The 21,209-nt window shown below is 53.4% G+C and carries 18 protein-coding genes; 6 read left to right on the forward strand and 12 right to left on the reverse strand.

Features of this window, described 5'->3' with window-relative positions; all coding sequences use genetic code 11:
• Positions 1 to 10: 10 nt before the first annotated feature.
• From acnB to AC5TBW_RS10255, 3 genes are all read left to right on the forward strand, one after another.
• A complete protein-coding gene (gene acnB, locus AC5TBW_RS10245) occupies positions 11 to 2,614 on the forward strand; it encodes a bifunctional aconitate hydratase 2/2-methylisocitrate dehydratase (RefSeq protein ID WP_495508484.1) in 2,604 nt (867 codons plus the stop codon).
• A 181-nt stretch (positions 2,615 to 2,795) separates the two neighbouring features.
• Positions 2,796 to 3,293 carry a ribonuclease E activity regulator RraA gene (gene rraA, locus AC5TBW_RS10250; RefSeq protein ID WP_495508485.1) on the forward strand — a complete coding sequence of 166 codons (498 nt, stop codon included), beginning with the start codon at positions 2,796 to 2,798 and terminating at the stop codon, positions 3,291 to 3,293.
• A gap of 95 nt (positions 3,294 to 3,388) precedes the next feature.
• Positions 3,389 to 5,275, forward strand: coding sequence for a glycerophosphodiester phosphodiesterase family protein (locus tag AC5TBW_RS10255; RefSeq protein WP_495511946.1), 1,887 nt, complete (start codon positions 3,389 to 3,391; stop codon positions 5,273 to 5,275).
• Between the two features lie 8 nt (positions 5,276 to 5,283).
• Here the strand turns inward: AC5TBW_RS10255 and ggt are convergent, their stop codons facing one another.
• On the reverse strand, positions 5,284 to 7,074 hold the full coding sequence (gene ggt / locus AC5TBW_RS10260) for a gamma-glutamyltransferase (RefSeq protein WP_495508486.1): 1,791 nt from the start codon (positions 7,072 to 7,074) through the stop codon (positions 5,284 to 5,286).
• Between the two features lie 113 nt (positions 7,075 to 7,187).
• Positions 7,188 to 9,563: a phosphoenolpyruvate synthase gene (gene ppsA / locus AC5TBW_RS10265; protein ID WP_495511947.1), complete on the reverse strand. Its 2,376-nt coding sequence runs from the start codon at positions 9,561 to 9,563 to the stop codon at positions 7,188 to 7,190.
• A 271-nt stretch (positions 9,564 to 9,834) separates the two neighbouring features.
• Here ppsA and ppsR point away from each other — a divergent pair, with 271 nt between their 5' ends.
• A complete protein-coding gene (ppsR, locus tag AC5TBW_RS10270) occupies positions 9,835 to 10,668 on the forward strand; it encodes a posphoenolpyruvate synthetase regulatory kinase/phosphorylase PpsR (protein ID WP_495508487.1) in 834 nt (277 codons plus the stop codon).
• Positions 10,669 to 10,688: 20 nt separating this feature from the next.
• Here the strand turns inward: ppsR and AC5TBW_RS10275 are convergent, their stop codons facing one another.
• From AC5TBW_RS10275 to AC5TBW_RS10290, 4 genes are all read right to left on the reverse strand, one after another.
• Positions 10,689 to 11,267, reverse strand: coding sequence for a hypoxanthine-guanine phosphoribosyltransferase (locus tag AC5TBW_RS10275; protein WP_007114399.1), 579 nt, complete (start codon positions 11,265 to 11,267; stop codon positions 10,689 to 10,691).
• Positions 11,268 to 11,315: 48 nt separating this feature from the next.
• The gene (gene nagZ / locus AC5TBW_RS10280; RefSeq protein ID WP_495508488.1) at positions 11,316 to 12,347 is read right to left on the reverse strand and encodes a beta-N-acetylhexosaminidase; all 1,032 of its coding nucleotides are present in this window, start codon (positions 12,345 to 12,347) and stop codon (positions 11,316 to 11,318) included.
• A gap of 66 nt (positions 12,348 to 12,413) precedes the next feature.
• The gene (locus AC5TBW_RS10285; RefSeq protein WP_495508489.1) at positions 12,414 to 12,950 is read right to left on the reverse strand and encodes a L,D-transpeptidase family protein; all 537 of its coding nucleotides are present in this window, start codon (positions 12,948 to 12,950) and stop codon (positions 12,414 to 12,416) included.
• Positions 12,928 to 13,605 carry a TetR/AcrR family transcriptional regulator gene (locus AC5TBW_RS10290; RefSeq protein WP_495508490.1) on the reverse strand — a complete coding sequence of 226 codons (678 nt, stop codon included), beginning with the start codon at positions 13,603 to 13,605 and terminating at the stop codon, positions 12,928 to 12,930. Before AC5TBW_RS10290 ends, AC5TBW_RS10285 begins: the two co-directional genes overlap by 23 nt.
• Before the next feature lie 267 nt (positions 13,606 to 13,872).
• On the opposite strand from AC5TBW_RS10290, the gene lexA reads away from it, so the two are divergent.
• Positions 13,873 to 14,556 carry a transcriptional repressor LexA gene (gene lexA, locus AC5TBW_RS10295; RefSeq protein ID WP_495508491.1) on the forward strand — a complete coding sequence of 228 codons (684 nt, stop codon included), beginning with the start codon at positions 13,873 to 13,875 and terminating at the stop codon, positions 14,554 to 14,556.
• An 8-nt stretch (positions 14,557 to 14,564) separates the two neighbouring features.
• Here lexA and AC5TBW_RS10300 read toward each other — a convergent pair whose 3' ends face one another.
• Complete coding sequence (locus AC5TBW_RS10300; protein ID WP_495508492.1) at positions 14,565 to 15,236, reverse strand: energy-coupling factor ABC transporter permease; 672 nt, start codon at positions 15,234 to 15,236, stop codon at positions 14,565 to 14,567.
• Between the two features lie 24 nt (positions 15,237 to 15,260).
• A complete protein-coding gene (gene purU, locus AC5TBW_RS10305) occupies positions 15,261 to 16,115 on the reverse strand; it encodes a formyltetrahydrofolate deformylase (protein WP_495508493.1) in 855 nt (284 codons plus the stop codon).
• 230 nt (positions 16,116 to 16,345) lie between these two features.
• Here purU and AC5TBW_RS10310 point away from each other — a divergent pair, with 230 nt between their 5' ends.
• A complete protein-coding gene (locus AC5TBW_RS10310; RefSeq protein ID WP_495511948.1) occupies positions 16,346 to 17,956 on the forward strand; it encodes a ribonuclease J in 1,611 nt (536 codons plus the stop codon).
• Between the two features lie 41 nt (positions 17,957 to 17,997).
• Here AC5TBW_RS10310 and moaE read toward each other — a convergent pair whose 3' ends face one another.
• The 4 genes from moaE to AC5TBW_RS10330 all read right to left on the reverse strand — a co-directional run bounded on the left by moaE (position 17,998) and on the right by AC5TBW_RS10330 (position 21,165).
• Entirely contained in the window at positions 17,998 to 18,459 is a 462-nt protein-coding gene (gene moaE / locus AC5TBW_RS10315) for a molybdopterin synthase catalytic subunit MoaE (RefSeq protein ID WP_495508494.1), read from the reverse strand.
• 7 nt (positions 18,460 to 18,466) lie between these two features.
• A complete protein-coding gene (gene moaC / locus AC5TBW_RS10320) occupies positions 18,467 to 19,264 on the reverse strand; it encodes a cyclic pyranopterin monophosphate synthase MoaC (protein ID WP_495508495.1) in 798 nt (265 codons plus the stop codon).
• Between the two features lie 45 nt (positions 19,265 to 19,309).
• Positions 19,310 to 19,861 carry a molybdopterin-guanine dinucleotide biosynthesis protein B gene (mobB, locus tag AC5TBW_RS10325; protein ID WP_495508496.1) on the reverse strand — a complete coding sequence of 184 codons (552 nt, stop codon included), beginning with the start codon at positions 19,859 to 19,861 and terminating at the stop codon, positions 19,310 to 19,312.
• Between the two features lie 71 nt (positions 19,862 to 19,932).
• Positions 19,933 to 21,165: a uracil-xanthine permease family protein gene (locus AC5TBW_RS10330; protein ID WP_495508497.1), complete on the reverse strand. Its 1,233-nt coding sequence runs from the start codon at positions 21,163 to 21,165 to the stop codon at positions 19,933 to 19,935.
• Positions 21,166 to 21,209 lie beyond the last annotated feature (44 nt).

A 21,209-nucleotide genomic window follows, 5' to 3' on the forward strand; every position in this document is an offset into this window, starting at 1 on the left:
GGGCCCCAACGTGCTTGAAGCTTACCGCCAACATGTCGAGGAACGTGCTGCTGAGGGCATCCCGCCCAAACCCCTAACCGCCGAACAAGTAGCGTCACTGGTTGAACTACTTAAAACGCCACCGGCCGGTGAAGAGGAGTTTATTCTTGATTTAATCACCAATCGCGTACCGCCTGGCGTTGATGAAGCCGCCTACGTAAAAGCCGGCTTCCTAACGGCCATTGCCAAAGGTGAAGCAAGCTCTCCGCTGATTGATAAGGTGCACGCCGTTAAACTGCTTGGCACCATGCAGGGTGGCTATAACATAGTTTCAATGGTCGAACTGCTCGATAACGAAGAGCTAGCGCATGAAGCTGGCGAGCAGCTTAAGCACACACTGCTGATGTTCGATGCCTTCCACGATGTGGAAAGTCGCGCCAAAAACGGCAATAGCGTTGCAAAAGATGTGATTCAATCTTGGGCCGATGCAGAGTGGTTCCTCTCTAAACCAGCGCTGGCTGATAAAATTACTCTCAGCGTATTTAAAGTGCCCGGCGAAACTAATACGGATGACCTGTCTCCCGCGCCGGATGCCTGGTCACGTCCTGACATCCCGCTGCACGCCAATGCGATGCTTAAAAACGAGCGTGATGGCATCGAGCCCGTCGTGCAAGGCACCACTGGCCCGCTCAAACAGATCGAAGACGTAAAAGCCAAAGGCTTCCCGGTTGTGTATGTAGGTGATGTGGTCGGCACCGGTTCATCGCGTAAGTCAGCCACCAACTCCGTGCTGTGGTTCTTCGGCGACGATATTCCTTACGCCCCGAATAAGCGCGCTGGCGGTTTTTGTTTTGGTAGCAAAATTGCGCCTATTTTCTTCAACACCATGGAAGACTCAGGCGCTCTGCCAGTTGAAATGGACGTTACCAATCTGCACATGGGCGATGTCATCGACGTATACCCCTACGCTGGCAAAGTCTGCAAGCATGGCAGCGATGACGTCATCACTACCTTTGAACTCAAAACACAGCTGATTCTGGATGAAGTCCGCGCTGGTGGCCGTATTCCCCTGATTATTGGACGCGGACTAACCGGCAAAGCGCGTGAGTCTTTGGGACTACCGGCCTCTGACGTTTTCCGCCTACCCGATCAGCCTAAAGATACTGGCAAAGGCTTTACCTTAGCCCAGAAGATGGTTGGCAAAGCGTGTGGTTTGGACGGCGTTCGTCCGGGCATGTACTGCGAGCCTAAAATGACCACCGTTGGGTCTCAAGACACCACCGGCCCGATGACCCGCGATGAGCTGAAAGACCTTGCTTGCCTGGGCTTCCAAGCCGACCTGGTCATGCAGTCGTTCTGCCATACCGCCGCTTATCCAAAGCCGGTAGATGTGGATACGCATCACACTCTGCCTGACTTCATCATGAACCGTGGCGGTGTTTCGCTGCGCCCCGGCGACGGCATCATCCACAGCTGGCTGAACCGCATGCTGTTGCCCGACACGGTGGGCACCGGCGGTGACTCGCACACCCGCTTCCCGCTGGGCATCTCATTCCCGGCGGGTTCAGGCCTGGTAGCGTTTGCGGCTGCCACCGGCGTAATGCCACTGGATATGCCAGAGTCAGTACTGGTTCGCTTTAAGGGCCAACGCCAGCCCGGCGTTACCCTGCGCGATTTAGTTCATGCTATTCCGCTGTACGCCATCAAACAGGGCTTGCTGACCGTTGATAAATCCAACAAGAAAAACGCCTTTTCAGGGCGCGTGTTGGAAATTGAAGGTCTGGAAGATCTGACTGTCGAGCAAGCCTTTGAACTTTCTGATGCGTCTGCCGAGCGTTCTGCTGCTGGCTGTACGATTACCCTGTCAGAAGAGAGCGTGACCGAATATTTGAAGTCCAACATTACCCTGCTGAAGTGGATGATGGGCAACGGTTATGGTGACGAACGCACCATCAGTCGCCGTATTGAAGGTATGGAAGCATGGTTGGCCAACCCGAGTTTGATGCGTGCCGACCAGGATGCCGAATATACTGAAATTATCGAGATCGACCTGGCTGAAATTAAAGAGCCCGTTCTCTGTGCGCCGAACGACCCAGACGACGCACGTTTACTGTCTGAAGTTGCTGGCCAGAAAATCGACGAAGTCTTTATCGGTTCTTGCATGACTAACATCGGCCACTTCCGGGCTGCTGGCAAATTGCTTGAAAAGCAGCCTGCCGGTAGTTTAAAAACTCGGCTGTGGCTGGCACCACCGACGAAAATGGATCAGCATCAGCTGACCGAAGAAGGCTACTACGGTATTTACGGCCGTGCCGGTGCGCGCATGGAAATGCCGGGCTGTTCACTGTGTATGGGTAACCAGGCCCGCGTTGCTGCCAAGAGCACCGTTGTGTCTACGTCTACACGGAACTTCCCGAACCGCCTTGGCGACGGTGCCAATGTGTACCTTGCCTCGGCGGAACTGGCGGCCGTTGCCGCGGTAGAAGGACGCCTACCCAGCGTTGAAGAGTATCAGCGCTATATGGGTGAGTTTGACGCTATGGCGGGCGAGATTTATCGTTATATGAATTTTCACGAAATTGAGGAGTATCAAAAAATCGCCTCAAACGTGATTCCGGTCGCTCAAGAAGCTTAGTCATTAGGCGCTTTTGAGACCGCCCCATCGCCGATGCTCGCACCATCGCAGAAAATGTGAAACATGGCATTTTCTGAGTCGATGACCGAACGCCCCGCCACTGTTTTTCAGGGCGGGGCGTTTTTTATTTACTCCCTCTATAAGGTGCTGGAATGCCAGCTGTTTTTACCCCTAGGAGCATATGATGACGAATTCGATTGATATAGTGACCCCTGACCTTTGCGATGCGCATCCTGAGGTCGCAGTACTTGACCCGCTGCTTGCAAACTTTGGCGGCCTTGAAGCCTTTTATGGCCCTATTCGTACGATAAAATGCTTTGAAGATAACTCCATGGTGAAGCAGGCTGTCGCTGAGCCGGGTAACGGCGCGGTGCTGGTGGTGGATGCCGGTGGCTCACACCGCTGCGCCATGTTGGGTGACATGCTCGCTGAACAAGCCGTCGCGAATGGTTGGTCAGGTGTTGTCATGTACGGCTGCGTGCGTGACGTGGATATCCTCGCCGCCCTTCCTCTTGGCGTACAGGCGATGGGCAGCCATCCACGCAAAAGTGAAAAACGCGGTGAAGGCCAACGTGATATTGACGTAACGTTTGCCGGTGTTACCTTTCAGCCCGGTCAATGGCTGTATGCAGATAACAACGGCATTATTGTTGCCGAGCATGAGCTGCCGTTGCCCTAAGTATTAAGGGCATTGTTTCTCAATGCTAATCGATCCGCTTGCCAGGCGTGGCGGTTACTGCCACCCTGGTGATCCATTCTTTCCGTTTAGTGACGATGCAGCCTTTGACCCATCTTGGCTCTGCCTTACTACGCACGCTGCGCGATCATCTTCGCCCTTTGATCGCCTATCATCTGTTTTTCACGCTGCTCGCTTCTGCACTGCTGCTGCCCGCTATTACCTGGGTGATACGTGGATTGCTTGCCCAACTTAACCGCACAGTCGTCACCAACGATGAATTGATCACGCTGCTGTTTAGCCCACTCGGCTTGGTGGGTATGTTGGTAGGACTTGGGTTCACTTTTTTAATTATCTATTGGCAACAGGCAGGGATGCTGCAAGTTGCGACTAGGCCCCGTGACAATCATTATCGCCTCGCGCTTGAAGCACTCTGGCTGAGCACTAGACGTTTGCCAGCACTCTCGGGATTGGTGATTCTTCAGGTAGGTACACATTTACTGCTCCTGGCCCCTTTTATGATCGGGCTGGCTTGGTTGTATAGTTTCTGGCTCAGCGACATAGACCCCTACTATTTACAGCGAGTGCGCCCCCCCGCGCTGTGGTATTTCATTAGCTGTGCTCTACCTCTGACTATTGCCTGGATATGGGCGGCATCATGGCTCTATCTGCGCTGGCTGCTCGCACTGCCCTTAGTAGCCCTGGAAAGATGCAATCCCTGGCGAGCACTTAAGCGCAGTGTTAGCTTAACCCGCGGCTGGCGTCGTTCGATTGGGGCAGCAGTTCTGTTTTTGCTGCTGATTATTATCAGCCTTCCACTGCTGATCACTCTGCTATTCGACCGTCTGTTCACGCCGCTACTGTGGTGGCTACCCGAACATAACGCAGTGCTGATTCCGGCAATGTTGGCCTACTTACTGGGCTATGTGTTGGTAACGCTGGCCATTACGTTTGTGGGTATTGCCGCCAATGCTCTGCTTTCTGCCTGTTTGTATATGCAGCTAGCGCATCAAGAATCGCGCCCTGCGGCTCCACCGGAAGATACTAACGCGGGACGTCTCGCCTGGGCGGTTGAACTCAGCGTGCTGGTGTTTGCCGGTCTGCAAGCGTGGTGGATACTCAATAGCTTTGAAATTCGTGACAATGTTGCAGTAATCGCCCACCGAGGAAGCTCCATGGTGGCGCCTGAAAATACCCTTGCCGCGCTGGAACAGTCACTGATTGATGGCGCCGACTATATCGAGATAGATGTACGTTTGAGCCGTGACCAGCAGGTGATGCTTTACCACGACCGCAGCATGGCACGGTTAACCGGTGACAACCGTGAGTTTGGCGAGCTTACCAGAGAGCAACTCAGCCAATTTGATGTGGGCAGCTGGTTTGGCGATGCTTTTCAAGGTGAGAATATTCCAGGCTTGGATGATGCGCTGCAAAGGGTGCGTGGAAAAGCCGGACTAATGATCGACATCAAGCCCCTGTCTGGCCAAGAACAGGTACTAGCCGATGCCGTTATCAAGGCCTTAAATACAGAGAGTGATTTGCGCTATCGCTGCTGGGCGACCCAACAAAGCGCCTTCGACGGTTATACAGCGTGCGGCTTTCCCAATGCGCTAATGGACATGCGCATGGCAACCATGTCGCCATCATTACTGAAATATTTGAGTCAGCGAGCGCCATCGCTGCGCGTTACCTTGCTGGCTCAGCTTATTTTGCCCGGCACGCTCAACCGGCGTGACTTTGCGGCCCTTGGGCTACGCCATAATCGCATTACAGAAGGTGAAGTTCACTTAGCACGACTGTATGGCTACGAAATACATGCCTGGACCGTCAATGATAGAGCCCGAATGTCGACGCTGATTGACCTGGGTGTCGATGCAATTATCACCGACTACCCAGATCGTTTAACCGAGCTTATTCAAGTCCGTCGCGAATTAAGCGACGGTGCGCTAATGCTAGTGAAGCTGCGCAACTGGCTTCGCCAATAGCGGTTGGCCTAGTCACCCATTACCACCCCTTCACGCCGGGGGTCAGCGCCCCCAAACAGAGTGCCATCATCAAGGCGCATAATGGCTTGAAGGCCGCTGGTTAGCTCTCGCTCGCTTACCGTATGACCACGTTCGCGCAGTGATTCGATGGTTGCCTCAGGAAAACGGCCCTCTTCCACATAGACATCCCCGCCCAGCGTAATGGCATGAGGAAGGTTGAGTGCTTCCTGAGCATTCTGCCCCCAGTCGCGCAGCGCGACTAGCGTGCGGGCAGTGTAATGAATAATGGCAGCACCACCTGGTGAGCCCAAACTGGCGATTAGCTCGCCAGTTTCTTGATCAAATACTAGGGTTGGGCTCATGCTGGAGCGTGGACGCTTGCCGGGTTCTACCCGGTTCGCTACGGGCTCGCCATCCACTTCAGGTGTAAATGAAAAATCGGTGAGCTCGTTATTGAGCAGGAAACCACCCGCTAACCCCGTGCCACCATCGGACATAATCCGCGACCCAAATGCCTGCTCAATGGTGGTGGTCATAGCCACCGCATTGCCTTCATCATCCACAATACTGATATGGCTGGTACCATACTCGGGCTGTCTGGGCTGGCTAGCCCAGCTAACGTTAAGTTCGCCAGGGTTACCCGGTTCGGCGCTATCACCCATACTCATCTCTTCAATAAGTGCACTGCGCTGCTCTAGATACTCCGGGGCCAACATTAACGACCAATCGCCACCCGGCGCCTCGACAAAGTCAGGATCGGCGATGTAACGACCGCGATCAGCAAATGCCAGGCGTGAGGCTTCCAAGAATATATGCAACCACCCACTGCTTGGCGCACCACTATCTAATGGGGCTTCAAGCAGTGGCTGCTGATCAAGCATGCCTAAAATTTGCATCACGGTCAGATGGCCCGATGAGGGTGGAGGGAAACCGCATACTTCCCACTGCTGCCAAGGCGTGCACAGCGGCTCGCGGTTAACCGCTTCGTAGCCACTTATGTCCTCAAGCGTCAAACTGCCTGGGCGCTTTGGGTGGTTCTGGACGCGCTCAACGATGTCTTGTGCAACGGTTCCTTCGTACAAGGCAGCACTACCTTGCGCAGCGACGCGGCGAAGAACGGCAGCCAAGGCAGGATTTTTAAGCGTTTCACCAACGGCAATAGGCTCACCGTCTAAATCATAATAAAACTGGCTTGCTACTGGGTCCTGGCGCAGGAATTCATCATTTGCCAAGCTGGCATGCAGTCGATTGCTAACCGCAAAACCCTCTTCGGCCAGAGTGATTGCCGGGGTAAACAGCTCCTCCCAGGCTAACTCGCCCTGCTCAGCGTGAGCTTTCTCTAGCATACGCAGCGTACCTGGCACTCCCACGGAAAGACCGCTAACCACTGCTTCATTAAACGCCAACGGCTCGCCATCTTGCATAAACAGCGCACCATTAGCGCCTTGGGGCGCGGTTTCACGGCCATCGTAGGCGCTCACTTGATTACCATCGAAGTACATCAAAAAAGCCCCGCCCCCAATACCACTCGACTGAGGCTCGACCAAGTTCAGCACCATTTGGACGGCAATGGCCGCGTCAATGGCATTGCCGCCAGCTTTGAGAACCTGATACCCCGCATCCGTGGCTAAAGGGTTGGCCGCAGCCACCGCAAACGACTTTGTTTCCCAACCTGGCTTCTCTTCATAACCCGACTCACTTTCAGGCGAAATTGAGGGTGTCTCATAGCTAAACCCCCAGCTATACAGTGGTAATACCAGCAATCCTGGCAATAAAAATTTAACCCGTCTTGGGAACATCTCGCCGCTCTCCGACTAGTGAAATAGCAGAACTACATAAAAGAGTAGCCTATAAAAACATCAACGCCCGGCACAATGGCCGGGCGTAAAATAAAGCTAAAACAGGACTCCCATTAATCGATCTTTTGCCCTGCTAGCATAAACCAGGTTTCCAACACGGCGTCAGGATTAAGTGATACAGAATCGATACCCTGCTCCATTAACCATTTCGCCAAATCTGGATGGTCTGACGGTCCTTGCCCGCAAATGCCGACATATTTCCCCTTGGCCTTACAGGCCTGAATCGCCATGGCAAGCAGCTTTTTAACGGCGCCATTACGCTCATCAAATAGGTGCGCCACAATCCCGGAATCACGATCCAACCCTAGCGTTAGCTGGGTCAGGTCATTAGACCCGATAGAGAACCCATCAAAATACTCGAGGAACTCATCGGCCAGCAGCGCGTTGGCGGGCAGCTCGCACATCATGATCACTTTAAGACCTGTTGGACCGCCCCGCTCCAAACCGTTTGCGGCGAGCAGTTCGACTACCTCACGTGCTTCATCGGTAGTACGCACAAAGGGCACCATAATTTCGACATTCTCAAAGCCCATCTCTTCACGTACCCGCTTCAACGCCCGGCACTCTAGCTCAAAGCAGGGACGGAATGCCTCTGAGATGTAGCGCGATGCCCCGCGGAAACCCAGCATGGGATTCTCTTCGCCAGGCTCATAAAGCTTACCGCCAATCAGGTTCTCATATTCGTTGGATTTAAAGTCAGATAGCCGCACGATAACACGCTGAGGGTGGAACGCCGCCGCTAGCGTGGAGATACCCTCAACCAGTTTATCGACATAGAAGCTGACAGGGTCGGCATAGCCCGCGGTACGTAAATCGATCACCTGCTGTAAATCCACCGGCAGCGTGTCGTACTCCAATAACGCTTTAGGATGAACACCGATCATGCGGTTAATGATAAATTCCAAACGCGCCAAGCCTACGCCTGCGTGAGGCAGGCTGGCAAAACCAAAGGCGCGATCAGGGTTGCCTACATTCATCATGATTTTGAATGGAATCTCAGGCATCGCATCGACGCTTGAGACTTTGCAATCAAACTCCAGCAGCCCCTCATAAACATTACCGGTGTCGCCTTCCGCACAAGAGACCGTGACGTCGATACCCTCTCTTAATTGAGTCGTCGCGTCCCCACAGCCTACCACCGCGGGAATGCCCAGTTCGCGGGCGATGATCGCTGCGTGGCAGGTACGCCCGCCACGGTTGGTGACGATCGCGGAAGCCCGTTTCATGATCGGCTCCCAGTCCGGGTCGGTCATATCGGTGACCAGGATATCGCCATCATGGATCTTATCCATGTCGTCAGGGCTGAGTACGACTTTGACGGTGCCCCGACCAATGCGCTGACCAATCGCCCGGCCAGTGATTAGCGTGCGGCCCTTCTCACGCAGCTGGAAGCGCTCAAGCTTACCGCCCTCCTGCTGGGAAACCACCGTTTCAGGACGCGCCTGAACGATATAAAGTTCACCATCATCACCATCTAGCGCCCATTCGATATCCATAGGTCGCTGGTAGTGCTGCTCAATGGTCATCGCCTGACGGGCCAGTTCCATCACCTGCTGATCGTTGATACAGAAACGGCTGCGGTCAGCATGGGGTACATCGACAGTTTCAACCGATTTGCCAGCGCTGGCATCTTGGCCATAAACCATCTTGATAAGCTTGGAGCCCAAATTACGGCGCAACACCGCAGGGCGGCCCGCCGCCAGGGTCGGCTTGTGCACGTAGAACTCATCGGGATTGACTGCGCCCTGTACCACGGTTTCGCCCAAGCCCCAGGAGCCAGTGACAAAAACGGCGTCTTTAAAACCGGATTCGGTGTCTAGGGTAAACATCACGCCTGCCGCACCGGTCTCAGAGCGAACCATTTTCTGAATGCCCGCCGACAGGGCGACATTTTCATGGGCGTAGCCGCGGTGCACTCGGTAGGAGATAGCACGATCGTTAAACAGCGAGGCAAAAACCTCGTGTACTGCACGCTTAATATTGTCAAAGCCTTCGATGTTCAGGAAGGTTTCCTGTTGACCTGCAAAGGAGGCATCGGGTAGATCCTCTGCGGTGGCCGAGCTGCGTACGGCAACTTTTAAAAGCGGGTGCTGTTGCTGCAGTTGGCCGTAGGCATCCCGTAGAGCCGCTTCAAACGTAGGTGGTAATGGCGTATCGATTATCCATTGGCGAATGTTGCGACCTGCCTCGGCTAGCGCTTTAACATCGTCCACGTCCAAGCGCGCCAACGTGGCATTAATGCGCTCGTTAAGTCCTTCGTGGGAGAGAAACTCGCGGTAAGCATGGGCAGTAGTGGCAAAACCACCAGGCACCGTTACTCCAGCACCTGATAAGTTAGAAATCATTTCACCTAGCGAGGCGTTTTTACCACCCACCCGTTCGACGTCTGTCATGCCTAATTGATCGAACCACAGAATGTACTCTTCCACGTAACCCCCTCGCTCATAGACGTCGACACGATGACTAATGTCGTTAAGACTTAGCATCATGGATTATTCATTGAGACACCCTAGCACCGCGCTAATGTATTCGCCATTGGTCTAACAGCGAAGGGAATGGAGGATTTTTACAACAGCAGGGCTTTTTTAGCTATTTGTGTAGTCAGTCGCCCTCACAATGCCGCTTCAAACACTGATAGCAAGTTGCCCTAGCCATCGGCTCGGCACACAATAGGGTGGTTACTTAACACTGGATGTCACTATGAAACGTACGGCTTTTTTTATCTCTGATGGTACCGGCATCACGGCGGAGAGTTTAGGGCGCAGCTTGCTTGCTCAGTTCAGCGATGTTGAGATCGACATGCAGACCAAGCCCTATATCGACACGCTGGAAAAAGCGCAAGCGTTAGCAGCAATCATTGAAGCGACGGCCAGCCGGGACGGGCATCGCCCAATCATTATTGACACCATCGTTGATCAACAAATTCGCAACGTCATTCGCCAGGCCTCTGGGTTCAAAGTTGATATCTTTTCAACCTTCCTAGAGCCGCTGGAACAAGAGCTAGACACTCACTCTTCCTACAGCGTTGGGCGCACCCACTCGATTGGTAGCGATGATGTTTATATGGACCGCATCCACTCAGTGCATTTTGCGCTGGATAACGATGACGGTGCACGTACTCACCAATACGACAAGGCAGATATTATCTTGGTCGGCGTCTCGCGCTGCGGCAAGACCCCCACCTCTCTGTATCTGGCGCTTCAATTTGGTATTCGCGCGGCTAACTATCCGCTGACGGAAGATGATTTAGACGAAGATGGCATGTTAAAGCTACCCAAAGCGCTAGCGCCCCACCGACAAAAACTGTTTGGGTTAACCATCGATGCTCGGCGACTGTCAGCGATCCGCAATGAGCGACGCCCTAATAGTCGTTACAGCTCAATGGATCAATGCCTTAAAGAAGTGGAACAAGCAGAGTCACTCTACCGCTCGATGCACATACCCTATATCGATGCGACGCGCTTCTCGGTAGAAGAGATCTCAACACGGATGATTGCAGAAACGGGACTAGCGAGGCGCTTCTCGCCCCGCTAGCCCCGTTTCTAGGCGATCAGCTACATACCTTTTGGGGCAAAAATACCTGGCGCATTGCGCCAGTAGCCCTTGTAGTCCATACCGAAGCCAAACACATACCGGTCGGCGACTTCTAAACTGCAGTAGTCGGCCTTTAAGCCTGGTACCGCTTTACGATTATGCTGCTTATCCACTAGCACAGCGGTCGTGACACTGGCTGCCTGGGCTTCTTCACAGTATGCCAAAATGGCGGCTAGCGTCGCACCTTCATCCAAGATGTCATCGACAATCACCACGTGGCGACCCGCCATTGGCACTTCGGGAGAAACGCGCCAAAAGAGTTCGCCGCCGCGCAGCTCGTTGCGGTAACGAGTGGCGTGCAGGTAGTCCACTTCAAGAGGAAAACCTAACCGGGTAAGCAGATGGCCAGTGGTGATCAGGCCTCCATTCATGACGCAATAAAAAACCGGCAGCTTGTCTCCTAAATCCCGGGTAATCGCTTCCGCCATACGATCAAGCGCCCGCTCTACCTCTTGCTGAGAAATCAGACAGTCGGCGTTATCCATCAACTCACGCATTGAGTCCAGTGACTCTAATGCTTCTTTATCCAACTTTGACATCTAAACTCCAGGCGGGTTAAAAGCTTCGTTTACATCAGCAGTGTGCATTTACACAGCATTCGGTTTCGGCCTATCAGCCAATGCTTCCAGCTTCGCGTGGGCCCGACGCCAACGACCCAGCGCGCTTAAAGCATCCAAATCAGGCCGTGCTCGGCTATAGCGCAGCTTGGCAGGACGCTTCGTTTCAATACCTTTGCAAGCCTCAACGACCTCAAGCGCGGCTGCTCGATCATTGCATACCAGCAGCATATCGCACCCCGCCGATAGTGCTGCTTGAGCACGCTGCCTGGGGCCGCCCGCTTCGTGGGCACCTGCCATACTTAAATCATCAGAAAAAATACAGCCTTTAAACCCCAGCGATTCGCGAAGCATCCCAAGCCAACTCGGAGAAAATCCGGCAGGGCGGCTATCAAAAGCGCGGTAAATCACATGGGCAGGCATAACACCCTCTAACTGGGTGGCGAGATGGGTAAAGGGCACAAGGTCGCGCTGTTTAATCGCCTCTAATGAACGGTCGTCCACCGGCAGTGCAACGTGAGAGTCAGCCGCGACGCCACCATGGCCAGGGAAGTGTTTTCCCACGGCGGCCATGCCGGCATCGTGAAGCCCTAAAATGAAAGCGCCGCCGAGCTGCGCGACATGATGGGGGTCACTACTAAAGCTTCGATCGCCAATAACGCTAGAGACCCCGCTCTCCACATCCAGTACCGGCGCAAAGCTAAGATCCAACCCACAGGCTGCCATTTCCATGCCCAATAGCCAGCCAGCATCTTTTGCCAATACAAGCCCATCTTCCGGAATGTCGCGATAACACTCGCCAATACGCGCCATGGCAGGAAGGCGAGTCATCCCCTCTTTAATGCGCTGGACACGCCCGCCCTCTTGATCAACCCCAATCAGCAAATCAGCGCGTACGCGGCGAATATCGCTACATAGCTGACGTACCTGGTAGCCATTCTCAACATTCCGGGCGAATAAGATGACACCCCCTACCGCCGGTTCAGTGAGCAAGCGCTTTTCTGTGGCCGTCAATTTCGTGCCTTCAAGGTCGAGCATGACCGGGCCTAACGGTTGAGTCATCGTGATAGGTCCACCAATAAAAGGGGCGATGATTTTAGACGATCGTCTAGCGGTGTCAAAACCTGATTAATCAAAGCACTGCCGACCACCGTGTAGCCAAACCGGCGTGCCTGGCACCGCTAGCGAAAATATATAGAGCAAATCACTATTACGTAAACGAACACAGCCATGGGAAGCGGCCACCCCCATTGGCTCGTCGGGCGGCGTGCCATGTAGGTAAATATAGCGCCGCTGAGAGTCTACTTGTCCACCACGATTAACGCCTTTTTCTAGCCCGCACAACCACAGAATACGCGTCAAGATCCAGTCTCTCTCAGGATGCGCATCAGCGAGATCAGGGGAGAAAGTCTCGCCTGTCCAGCGCCGCCCACGAAATACCGCATTTTCTGGCATACCGTCACCAATGGCCGCTCTTATATAGTGCCAACCATGGGGGGTTTTACCGCTACCATTGCGCTCACCACTACCAGCGGCACCAGACGATATCTCACACTCATGGAGAACTTTTGCCCCTCGCCAGCAGCGTAGCTGCTGCTGAGTGGTGTCTATTTCTAACCAGATACTCTCCGTTGGGGGTAGCTCAGCTAGCCTGGGCGTTCGCATATTTTCCTTCTTCGAGTGCTGGGGGTAACGGTGCATTCATGGCAGCGACAACTACCGGACGCAACCGTCGAACTAAATCCCGTACGGTGACCTGCTCGTGATAATCCTTTTCAGCAATATCACGCAGCGCATCAAGACCAGAAAGCGTAAAAATTACCGTGCCGAGCATAAAGTGTAGCCGCCAAAAGCGCTCCGCGTCAGGCAAGTCTGGCGTTGCTTGACGCACAAGTTCGGTAAAGCGGGTAAACACATCACCATACTCTTGCTGAATATGGCGCCTAAGATGTCCTTGCGCCTGGCTATAGGCCAGGCCTAATAAGCGCATAAAAACTTTTAGGCTGTTACGCTCAGCTGGCACTGCCAGCACAGTGGTAGCCATTGTTTCGAGTAGCGTTTCAAGCGGGATAACGCTCCCTGTGTGCTGGGCTTCAAGCTTATCAAGCGCAGTATGAAAACGCTGTGTAAAGGGATCCAAGTAGCGAGAAAAAACGGCCTGAATCAAGGCTTTCTTTGAACCGAAATGATAGTTCACGGCCGCTAAATTGACGCGCGCTTTGCTAGTGATATTGCGCAGCGAGGTTTCAGCGAAACCACGCTCTGCAAACAGCACTTCCGCGGTATCAAGTATACGGGTCACCGTATCAGATTGAGCCATGTTGCTCTCCAGGGAAACGAGTGTTTAAAACATAGCAAAATACTATGCCATAACTTTGACAGGCTCAACGCTTGATTTGTTAATGAAATGCGGCCAAGTAAATAAGTAAAAACTTAGTTTCAAACGATTAGGAAAAATTCACCGCCTCCGGCAATAGGCATTGACAAGCCATATACTGGACAGAGGAACATACTGTATACTTAAACACTTATCGATTAAGTCGACATTTAACTTGTTACTGTCTATTCACTATTTTTGGAGTCTGGTATGTCGCGTCCGCTAACCGCTCGCCAACAGCACGTATTTGATTTTATCGTTAAGACCATGGGCGAATTTGGCTACCCTCCGACCCGTGCTGAGATTGCTAAAGCACTCGGTTTCCGCTCCCCAAATGCAGCTGAAGAACACCTTCGTGCGCTTGAACGAAAAGGGGTTATTCGCATTATCCGCAATACGTCACGCGGCATTCGCCTGCCCAACCAAGAGCCCCAGGAAATAGTGGACAGCAGCGTGGCTACGTTACCCGTTGCCAATCATATTGAATCACCACCGGCTGGACTGCCTGTCATTGGTGAAGTCGCCGCTGGAAGCCCCATTCTCGCTGCAGAACATATAGATCGCTACTGCCCGCTGCCTGCTGAGTACTTCACCCCTAAGGCCGACTATTTGCTGCGCGTCCGGGGACTCTCAATGAAGGATATTGGCATTTTAGAGGGTGACTTATTGGCTGTTCATCGCACTGAGCGAGTGCGCGATGGCCAGATTGTGGTGGCGCGTTTAGATGATGAAGTGACCGTCAAGCGCTTCAAGCGCCAAGGACATCAGGTAACGCTGTTTGCTGAAAACCCAGACTTTGCGCCCATTGAAATCGATCTTCGCTCCCAGTCGCTCAATATCGAAGGAGTGGGCGTTGGCGTTATTCGCGGCGGCAATGGTCAGGCTCTCGGCTAACATCACCTTCACTGCATATCGATGTAGCGGTGGTCATTGAAAGTGGCCACCCAATTAGGGTGATAGACCAGCAGGATACTCAGCAGCATGCCGGTGATAAACGCTTCCGAAGGCATTAACAAGGGCAAGAAGCGTGCATACTCTTGGGCTAGATAAATAGCGTCAGGGTCGGTACCTGCTACGGTGATCAGTAGCACCGCTACTAACCCGCCCCCCAGCGTAGCCAGCGCCGTACCGAAAAAACCGCAGGCAAATAGAAACACCATCAGATTATCCGGCAGTCGGCGATCGACCAGCCGCCATACCGTGCCAATGATGGCTGCTGGCACCACCCCTGTTACCAGTACGTTAGCGCCTAACAGCATCCACTCATTGCGGCCTATTACCACCATCGCCACATTAATCAGTACATTGCTGATGAGTGCTAACGGTGCTTTAAATACCAGAGTCATCAATACCGTAAAGACAAGGTGCAGCGTTAGCCAGTCCACTGCTTGAGCGCGCAGTTGCCACATCAGCACTACCGCTAGGGTTGCCCCTAACCAGCGATGCTGAAGTGCACCATCCTTGATTAGCGCTTGCCAAGGCCGACGCAAAAGTGCCCAGGCTACCACGCTTAACGAGAGTAGTGAGGTAAGCACTAGCGCCCAAGGCGCTAATACACTTTGCGCGAATGACATAGCGACCTCTTACGTTACCAATCGTTAGCTAAAGACCACCGTTTTATTGCCATGAACCAGCACACGATCCTCAAGATGCCAGCGTAAACCGCGCGCTAGAACCGCCTTTTCAACGTCTCGGCCAAAGCGCACTAAATCAGTAGGCGTATGACAGTGACTAACACGATGAATATCCTGTTCGATAATCGGGCCAGCATCGAGTTCCTCGGTGACATAGTGACAGGTTGCGCCAATCAATTTAACACCGCGTTGATACGCTTGGTGGTAAGGTTTAGCACCAGCGAAAGAGGGCAAAAAACTATGGTGAATGTTAATCACCCGACCTTCATAGCGTGCACACAAGTCAGGCGGTAGGATTTGCATATAGCGTGCCAGCACGATGCAGTCAGCGCGGGCGTTATCGATTACAGTCTGAACGTCGGCAAACGACGCCTGCTTGTTTTCAGCATCGACCGGCACATGGTGGTAAGGGATGCCGTACCACTCGGTCAATGAACGCATGTCGTCATGGTTTGAGATCACTCCAACAATATCGCAATCCAGTTCACCTCCCTGCCAGCGATAAAGCAGATCCACTAAGCAGTGCGACTCCCGCGACACCATTAACACCACCCGACGACGCTTCTGGGTATCGACCAGTGACCACTGCATATTGAATTCGCTAGCGACCGTTTCAAACGATGCACGTAGCGATTCTACCGACATAGCCACTGAATCTGCCAAAATTTCGTAACGCATAAAAAAACAGCCGGTTTCTAAGTCAGAGTGCTGGCTTGCTTCGGTGATCGAGCCACCCTGATGGGCAATAAAGCTCGAAACGCGAGCCACAATACCTACTTGATCGGGACAGGACACAACTAAACGATAATAATGAGACATGTAATTTACTCTTGACCTATTTCTACGCTAATTATGATAAACCAGCGACTTAGACTGCGTATTGTATCGGAAGGCCAAGGATGATTGTTAGCCGCCCCTGCCTTCCCGTATAGTTAAGGCACTACTTTTTAGGCTTTTCATAACTGATGCATTCACCACGCGTTCAAATTCGTCCCCGTCGTCGTCCACCGCTGCGCATGCTGCCGCTAGGGGGATGCGGTGAGATTGGAATGAATCTAACGCTATACGGCCATGACGATCACTGGATTGCCGTCGACTGCGGCATGATGATTCGCCAGGATCTTCCCAACTCACCGCTTCAGGTTCCTAATCTCGATACCCTGAAAGCATTAGGGATCGTACCCAAAGCGCTTTACATCACCCACGGACATGAAGACCACATAGGGGCAGTCGCCTGGCTCTGGCCGATGTGGAACTGCCCTATTTATGCCACCCCATTGGCGGCTGGGTTGTTGAGACTGAAATTTGCTGAACATCAGCTTAGTAGTGCCGCTATCCAAGTTATCGAACCAGGCGAGGCGCTTGAAAGCGGGCCATTTACGCTACGCTACCTCCCTTTGACGCACTCAATTCCCGAAAGCTGTGCCTTAATGATGATGGCCGGTGGCTACCGTGTTTTACACACCGGTGACTGGAAGCTCGATCCTGAACCGCTGATTGGTACACCGATGAGCGCCGCACAGTTTAGGGCGCTCGCACCGGTCGATTTAGTCGTTGGCGATTCGACCAATGCGCCAATGCCAGGGCACTCCGGCAGTGAGGGCGATGTCGCCAGAGCGCTGACAAAAACCCTCAGCAACTGCCAGGGCCGCGTCGTTGTCTCTTGCTTCGCTAGCAATCTGGCACGGGTGTTGGCCATAGGACGTGCAGCTCACCAATGCGGCCGGCGCATCAGCTTGATGGGGCGCTCCATGGAGCGCATGGTGAGTGTCGCGCGGGGGCTCGGCTATATGGATGATTTACCGCCGCTGGTGCCGAATCACGATCTCGGTTATTTACCACCGGATGAAGTGGTCATTATCGCCACCGGCAGCCAGGGGGAGCCCCGTGCGGCGCTCCAGCGTCTTGCCCAGGGCCGCCACCCCTTTGTTGACCTTCAGTCAGGTGATAACGTCATTTTCTCGGCTAAAGCCATTCCGGGCAATGAACGCCCCATTGAACAGCTTAAAAAGCGTCTGACGCAATTTGGTGTGCGCATCTATGATGAATTCAATCATCCCGAATTACATGCCACCGGGCACCCTGCTCAGGATGAGTTAATCAAGCTTTATCACTGGGTTAAACCGAAATATCTGCTGCCCGTTCATGGCGAAGCGCGACACCAGCAGGCCCATCAGGCCATTGCTAGCCAGCTGGGCATCAGCGCACCGCTAACGCCGATTAATGGCGATTTAATCTGCTTTGACAATCATGGATTGCGCTGTGAGGCGCGCTACCCGCAGCCCCCCTGCATTGTCAGTCAAAACAGCGTCGTGCCCCATCCTGGTCTAGAAGTGAATGACGCCAAAACGGCCCGCCGGGGCAGTTTGTACTTAGCGCTACCAGTCACCGCAACTGACATTGGCTGGGCGCGTATTGGCCGATTGATGCTAGACTCTTCGGGCGCCAGCCCGCTAGATGAAGATAGTTTTAGCGACTGGCTGGATGACCAACTTGAAGAGATTGCCGCGGAGACACTGGCCGACTTGCGCCAAGCATTGCAGCCTCGCCTGGTGCACTGGCTAGCAGCGCATATGCAGCACCTGCCAGATGTGCATTTACAGATCATGGCCGCCGAAATGCCTGAACCTGCTGAGTATGACAATGCAGCCAATCGCTAGGGCCGAGTCATTTAATCGCGCCGCACAGCAACACGACACTCTTAGTCCCAGCGCGCGGCATCCTGTTGATCAGAGTGGCGCTCTTTGACCCAATACTCGCCATGGGTCGAGTGCTCTTTCTTCCAGAATGGCGCCTGGGTTTTGAGAAAATCCATGATGAAATCGCAGGCTTCGAAGGCTTCGCGGCGATGAGCGCTAGCGACTAGCACGCGAACAATCGGATCGCCCGGGGCCAGATAACCGATGCGATGAATAATCCGGACTGCCTGCAGCGACCAACGCTGCCAAGCCTGCTCACCAATCTCGGTCAACGTGCGCTCGGTCATACCCGGATAGTGCTCCAGCGTTAGCCCCGTAACGTCTGGCGTTTCGTTAAAATCACGCACCAGCCCGGTAAAGCTAACCACCGCGCCAATGTCACTGCGTCCTGCTAGTGCATCGCCATATCCATAGTCCATCGGGAAAGGCGCTGCTTGTATCGCTACTTTAATATCCAGCCCCATATCCACTCTACCCCCCCGTGACCGGTGGGAAAAATGCCACTTCGTCGTCATCGGTCACTAACGCATCATCATTCGCCATCACTTGATTAATCGCACACAGCGTTCGCTGGTCGGTGAGTTGCTTAAAGCGACTATCGCGCTCCGCCAAGGCAGCTTTTAAGCCGCTAATATCTCGGCTCGCAAGCTGATCCAGACTGACCACTGCCTCGCTTTCACCTAAACGCTCACGCAGTTCAGCTAAAAACTTAACCCGCACGCAGGGCGATGGGCAACGTTCGCCCAAACTTACTTCTCCCGGCACGCCTTCACCCGTTACAATCGGCACCTGAGAATTTGTCCGCTGATAATCACCGCGCTGCCCCCCCTGCTTACTATCCAGCTGGATGGCTTCGATACGCATACCTTTATCGACCGCCTTACACATATCGTAAAGCGTCAGACAGGCTACCGAGACGGCGGTAAGCGCTTCCATTTCAACTCCAGTGCGTCCATTTAAACGACATAGTGAAGTCACATGGACGCACGATTCGGCCACATCAATATCGAACTCAACCGACACTTTGGATAGTGCCAATGAATGACACAGTGGGATCAATTCATGAGTACGTTTAGCAGCCTGGATACCGGCGATACGCGCGGTGGCTAGCACATCGCCCTTAGGCAACTCACCGTCGCTTAGCAATTTCAGCGTTTCAGGCTGCATCATGATGCGACCCGAAGCGATAGCTTCTCGACGGGTTTCTTGTTTATCGCCAACATCTACCATATTGGCTTCGCCACGGGTATTAAGGTGGGTTAGTTGCATGCTGTCACCGTTCCTTTTTTTGAAGCTGAAGCATTTGAAACTGAATCATTTAAAACATGGCGTCGTTTTTTTGCTTACCCAATTGACTATCCAATGGGCTATCGCGTCGCTATCGTCTAGATTTAACTGGGCTACTGACGGCGCTAAATTGATAGGCGGTGACGCGTTCAGTGCGACCGCCTCCACCCATGGCCCGGTTAAAATAGTAGCATCGCCTACTTCAGCTCGATAAAGCACTAGCTTAGGAATCGGCCAAGCTTTAAAGCCTTCAACAATCACCAAATCGGGATGATGCGGGACCATCATGGCAATTAACTCGGCTAAATCAGGCTCTCCGTTGCCGGGGGTTTCCTGCATCAGCGCAAAACGCTGGCGGGAAGCCACAAGTACAGGCGCGGCACCAGCACTGCGCAGTTTGTAGCTATCCTTACCGGGCTGGTCTACTTCAAACGAGTGGTGGGCATGTTTGATTACGGCCACTTTCAAGCCATCTTCAGCTAGGCGTGGCAGCAACTTCTCTAACAGCGTCGTTTTACCCGTACCGCTCCAGGCGGCAACCCCTAAAATGGGAAAGGGTGCAGTTAGTTCGTTTTCCATGCTGCTAACACTCCTGAAGATCACTAAACGCTGCCATCCCAACGATGCAAACAGGGTTATAGAGGATGACTTTACTCGCCCTCTTGCTCCTGGGGTAATAGCCAGTTCAACGCAATACCCACCAAGGCGGCTAAGCTGACGCCCTGCAGCGTAAACTGACCACCGCCAAACTGCATGCCGCCAATCCCAAATACCAATATCAGCGAGACCACAACCAAGTTGCGTGGCGCCGTCAGCGACTGCCCTGCCCGTACTAAGGTATTCATGCCGACCACCGCAATCGAACCAAACAGCAGCGTCATGATACCGCCCATGACTGGCCCTGGGATGGTTTGAAGCAGTGCGCCAAGCTTCGACACAAAGGCCAGCACAATGGCAAGAATCGCAGCAACAATCATGTACTTGGGGTTAAACGCCCGCGTCAGCGTTACCGCACCGGTCACTTCTGAGTAAGTCGTATTTGGCGGCCCGCCAAACAGTGCTGCCACACTGGTCGCCAACCCGTCACCTAGCAGGGTGCGATGCAGGCCGGGTTTCTCCAGGTAGTTTTTGCGAGTTACCGAGCCAATTGCCACCATATCCCCAATATGCTCTACCGCCGGGGCGATAGCGACCGGAATCATAAATAGAATAGCGGCCCAATGAAAACTGGGTGCAGTAAAGCTGGGCACCGAGAACCAGGCGGCTTCTCGAACCGGCGTAAAATCGACTAACCCCATCAACAGTGCCAAACAATAGCCTGTCACAATTCCGCCAATAATGGGTACTAGGCGCAGTAGGCCGCGACCAAACACCGCGAGCAGTAACGTTACCAGCAGGCTGGTCATGGATAAGAAGATTGCCGCGCCATAGCCAATGTTATCGCTGGTTTCACCGGTGGCCATACTCACCGCCACCGGCGCTAACGCCAAACCAATCACCATAATGACCGGACCCACGACGACTGCGGGCAGTAAGCGGTGCAACCATTCAGTGCCCTTTAAGCGCACAGCTTGGGAAATAGCGACGTAAACAAGTCCCGACGCCATCAGCCCGCCCATCGTAGCCGGTATGCCAAAGCTGGCTACAGAACCTTGAATAGGTGCTATAAAAGCAAACGATGAGGCTAAAAAAACCGGCACACTCTGACGAGTTACAGCATGAAATATCAGCGTGCCTGCACCCGCAGTAAACAGCGCAACACTAGGGTCAAGTCCAGTCAGCAGCGGCACTAATACCAAGGCACCAAAGGCGACAAATAGCATCTGTGCGCCGGTTAAAAGTATTTTTGGCCACGACTCAGCCGGGCTATCAGCTTCACGCATAAGATAAATCCCTAGTGTTTATTAGAAAGTAGGTGTGCAAAAAA

The sequence above is a fragment of the Vreelandella sp. ssv genome, assembly GCF_059448525.1.

Bases quoted from the DNA above. Each gene is read 5' to 3' on its own strand.
- AC5TBW_RS10255 (WP_495511946.1), top strand. From the start codon at position 3,389: ATGCAGCCTTTGACCCATCTTGGCTCTGCCTTACTACGCACGCTGCGC.
- AC5TBW_RS10285 (WP_495508489.1), bottom strand. From the start codon at position 12,950: ATGCGAACGCCCAGGCTAGCTGAGCTACCCCCAACGGAGAGTATCTGG.
- mobB (WP_495508496.1), bottom strand. From the start codon at position 19,861: ATGGAAAACGAACTAACTGCACCCTTTCCCATTTTAGGGGTTGCCGCC.
- nagZ (WP_495508488.1), bottom strand. From the start codon at position 12,347: ATGACTCAACCGTTAGGCCCGGTCATGCTCGACCTTGAAGGCACGAAA.
- rraA (WP_495508485.1), top strand. From the start codon at position 2,796: ATGATGACGAATTCGATTGATATAGTGACCCCTGACCTTTGCGATGCG.
- moaE (WP_495508494.1), bottom strand. From the start codon at position 18,459: ATGGGGCTGGATATTAAAGTAGCGATACAAGCAGCGCCTTTCCCGATG.
- AC5TBW_RS10310 (WP_495511948.1), top strand. From the start codon at position 16,346: ATGAATCTAACGCTATACGGCCATGACGATCACTGGATTGCCGTCGAC.
- moaC (WP_495508495.1), bottom strand. From the start codon at position 19,264: ATGCAACTAACCCACCTTAATACCCGTGGCGAAGCCAATATGGTAGAT.
- AC5TBW_RS10300 (WP_495508492.1), bottom strand. From the start codon at position 15,236: ATGTCATTCGCGCAAAGTGTATTAGCGCCTTGGGCGCTAGTGCTTACC.
- AC5TBW_RS10290 (WP_495508490.1), bottom strand. From the start codon at position 13,605: ATGGCTCAATCTGATACGGTGACCCGTATACTTGATACCGCGGAAGTG.
- ggt (WP_495508486.1), bottom strand. From the start codon at position 7,074: ATGTTCCCAAGACGGGTTAAATTTTTATTGCCAGGATTGCTGGTATTA.
- AC5TBW_RS10275 (WP_007114399.1), bottom strand. From the start codon at position 11,267: ATGTCAAAGTTGGATAAAGAAGCATTAGAGTCACTGGACTCAATGCGT.
- purU (WP_495508493.1), bottom strand. From the start codon at position 16,115: ATGTCTCATTATTATCGTTTAGTTGTGTCCTGTCCCGATCAAGTAGGT.
- lexA (WP_495508491.1), top strand. From the start codon at position 13,873: ATGTCGCGTCCGCTAACCGCTCGCCAACAGCACGTATTTGATTTTATC.
- ppsR (WP_495508487.1), top strand. From the start codon at position 9,835: ATGAAACGTACGGCTTTTTTTATCTCTGATGGTACCGGCATCACGGCG.
- AC5TBW_RS10330 (WP_495508497.1), bottom strand. From the start codon at position 21,165: ATGCGTGAAGCTGATAGCCCGGCTGAGTCGTGGCCAAAAATACTTTTA.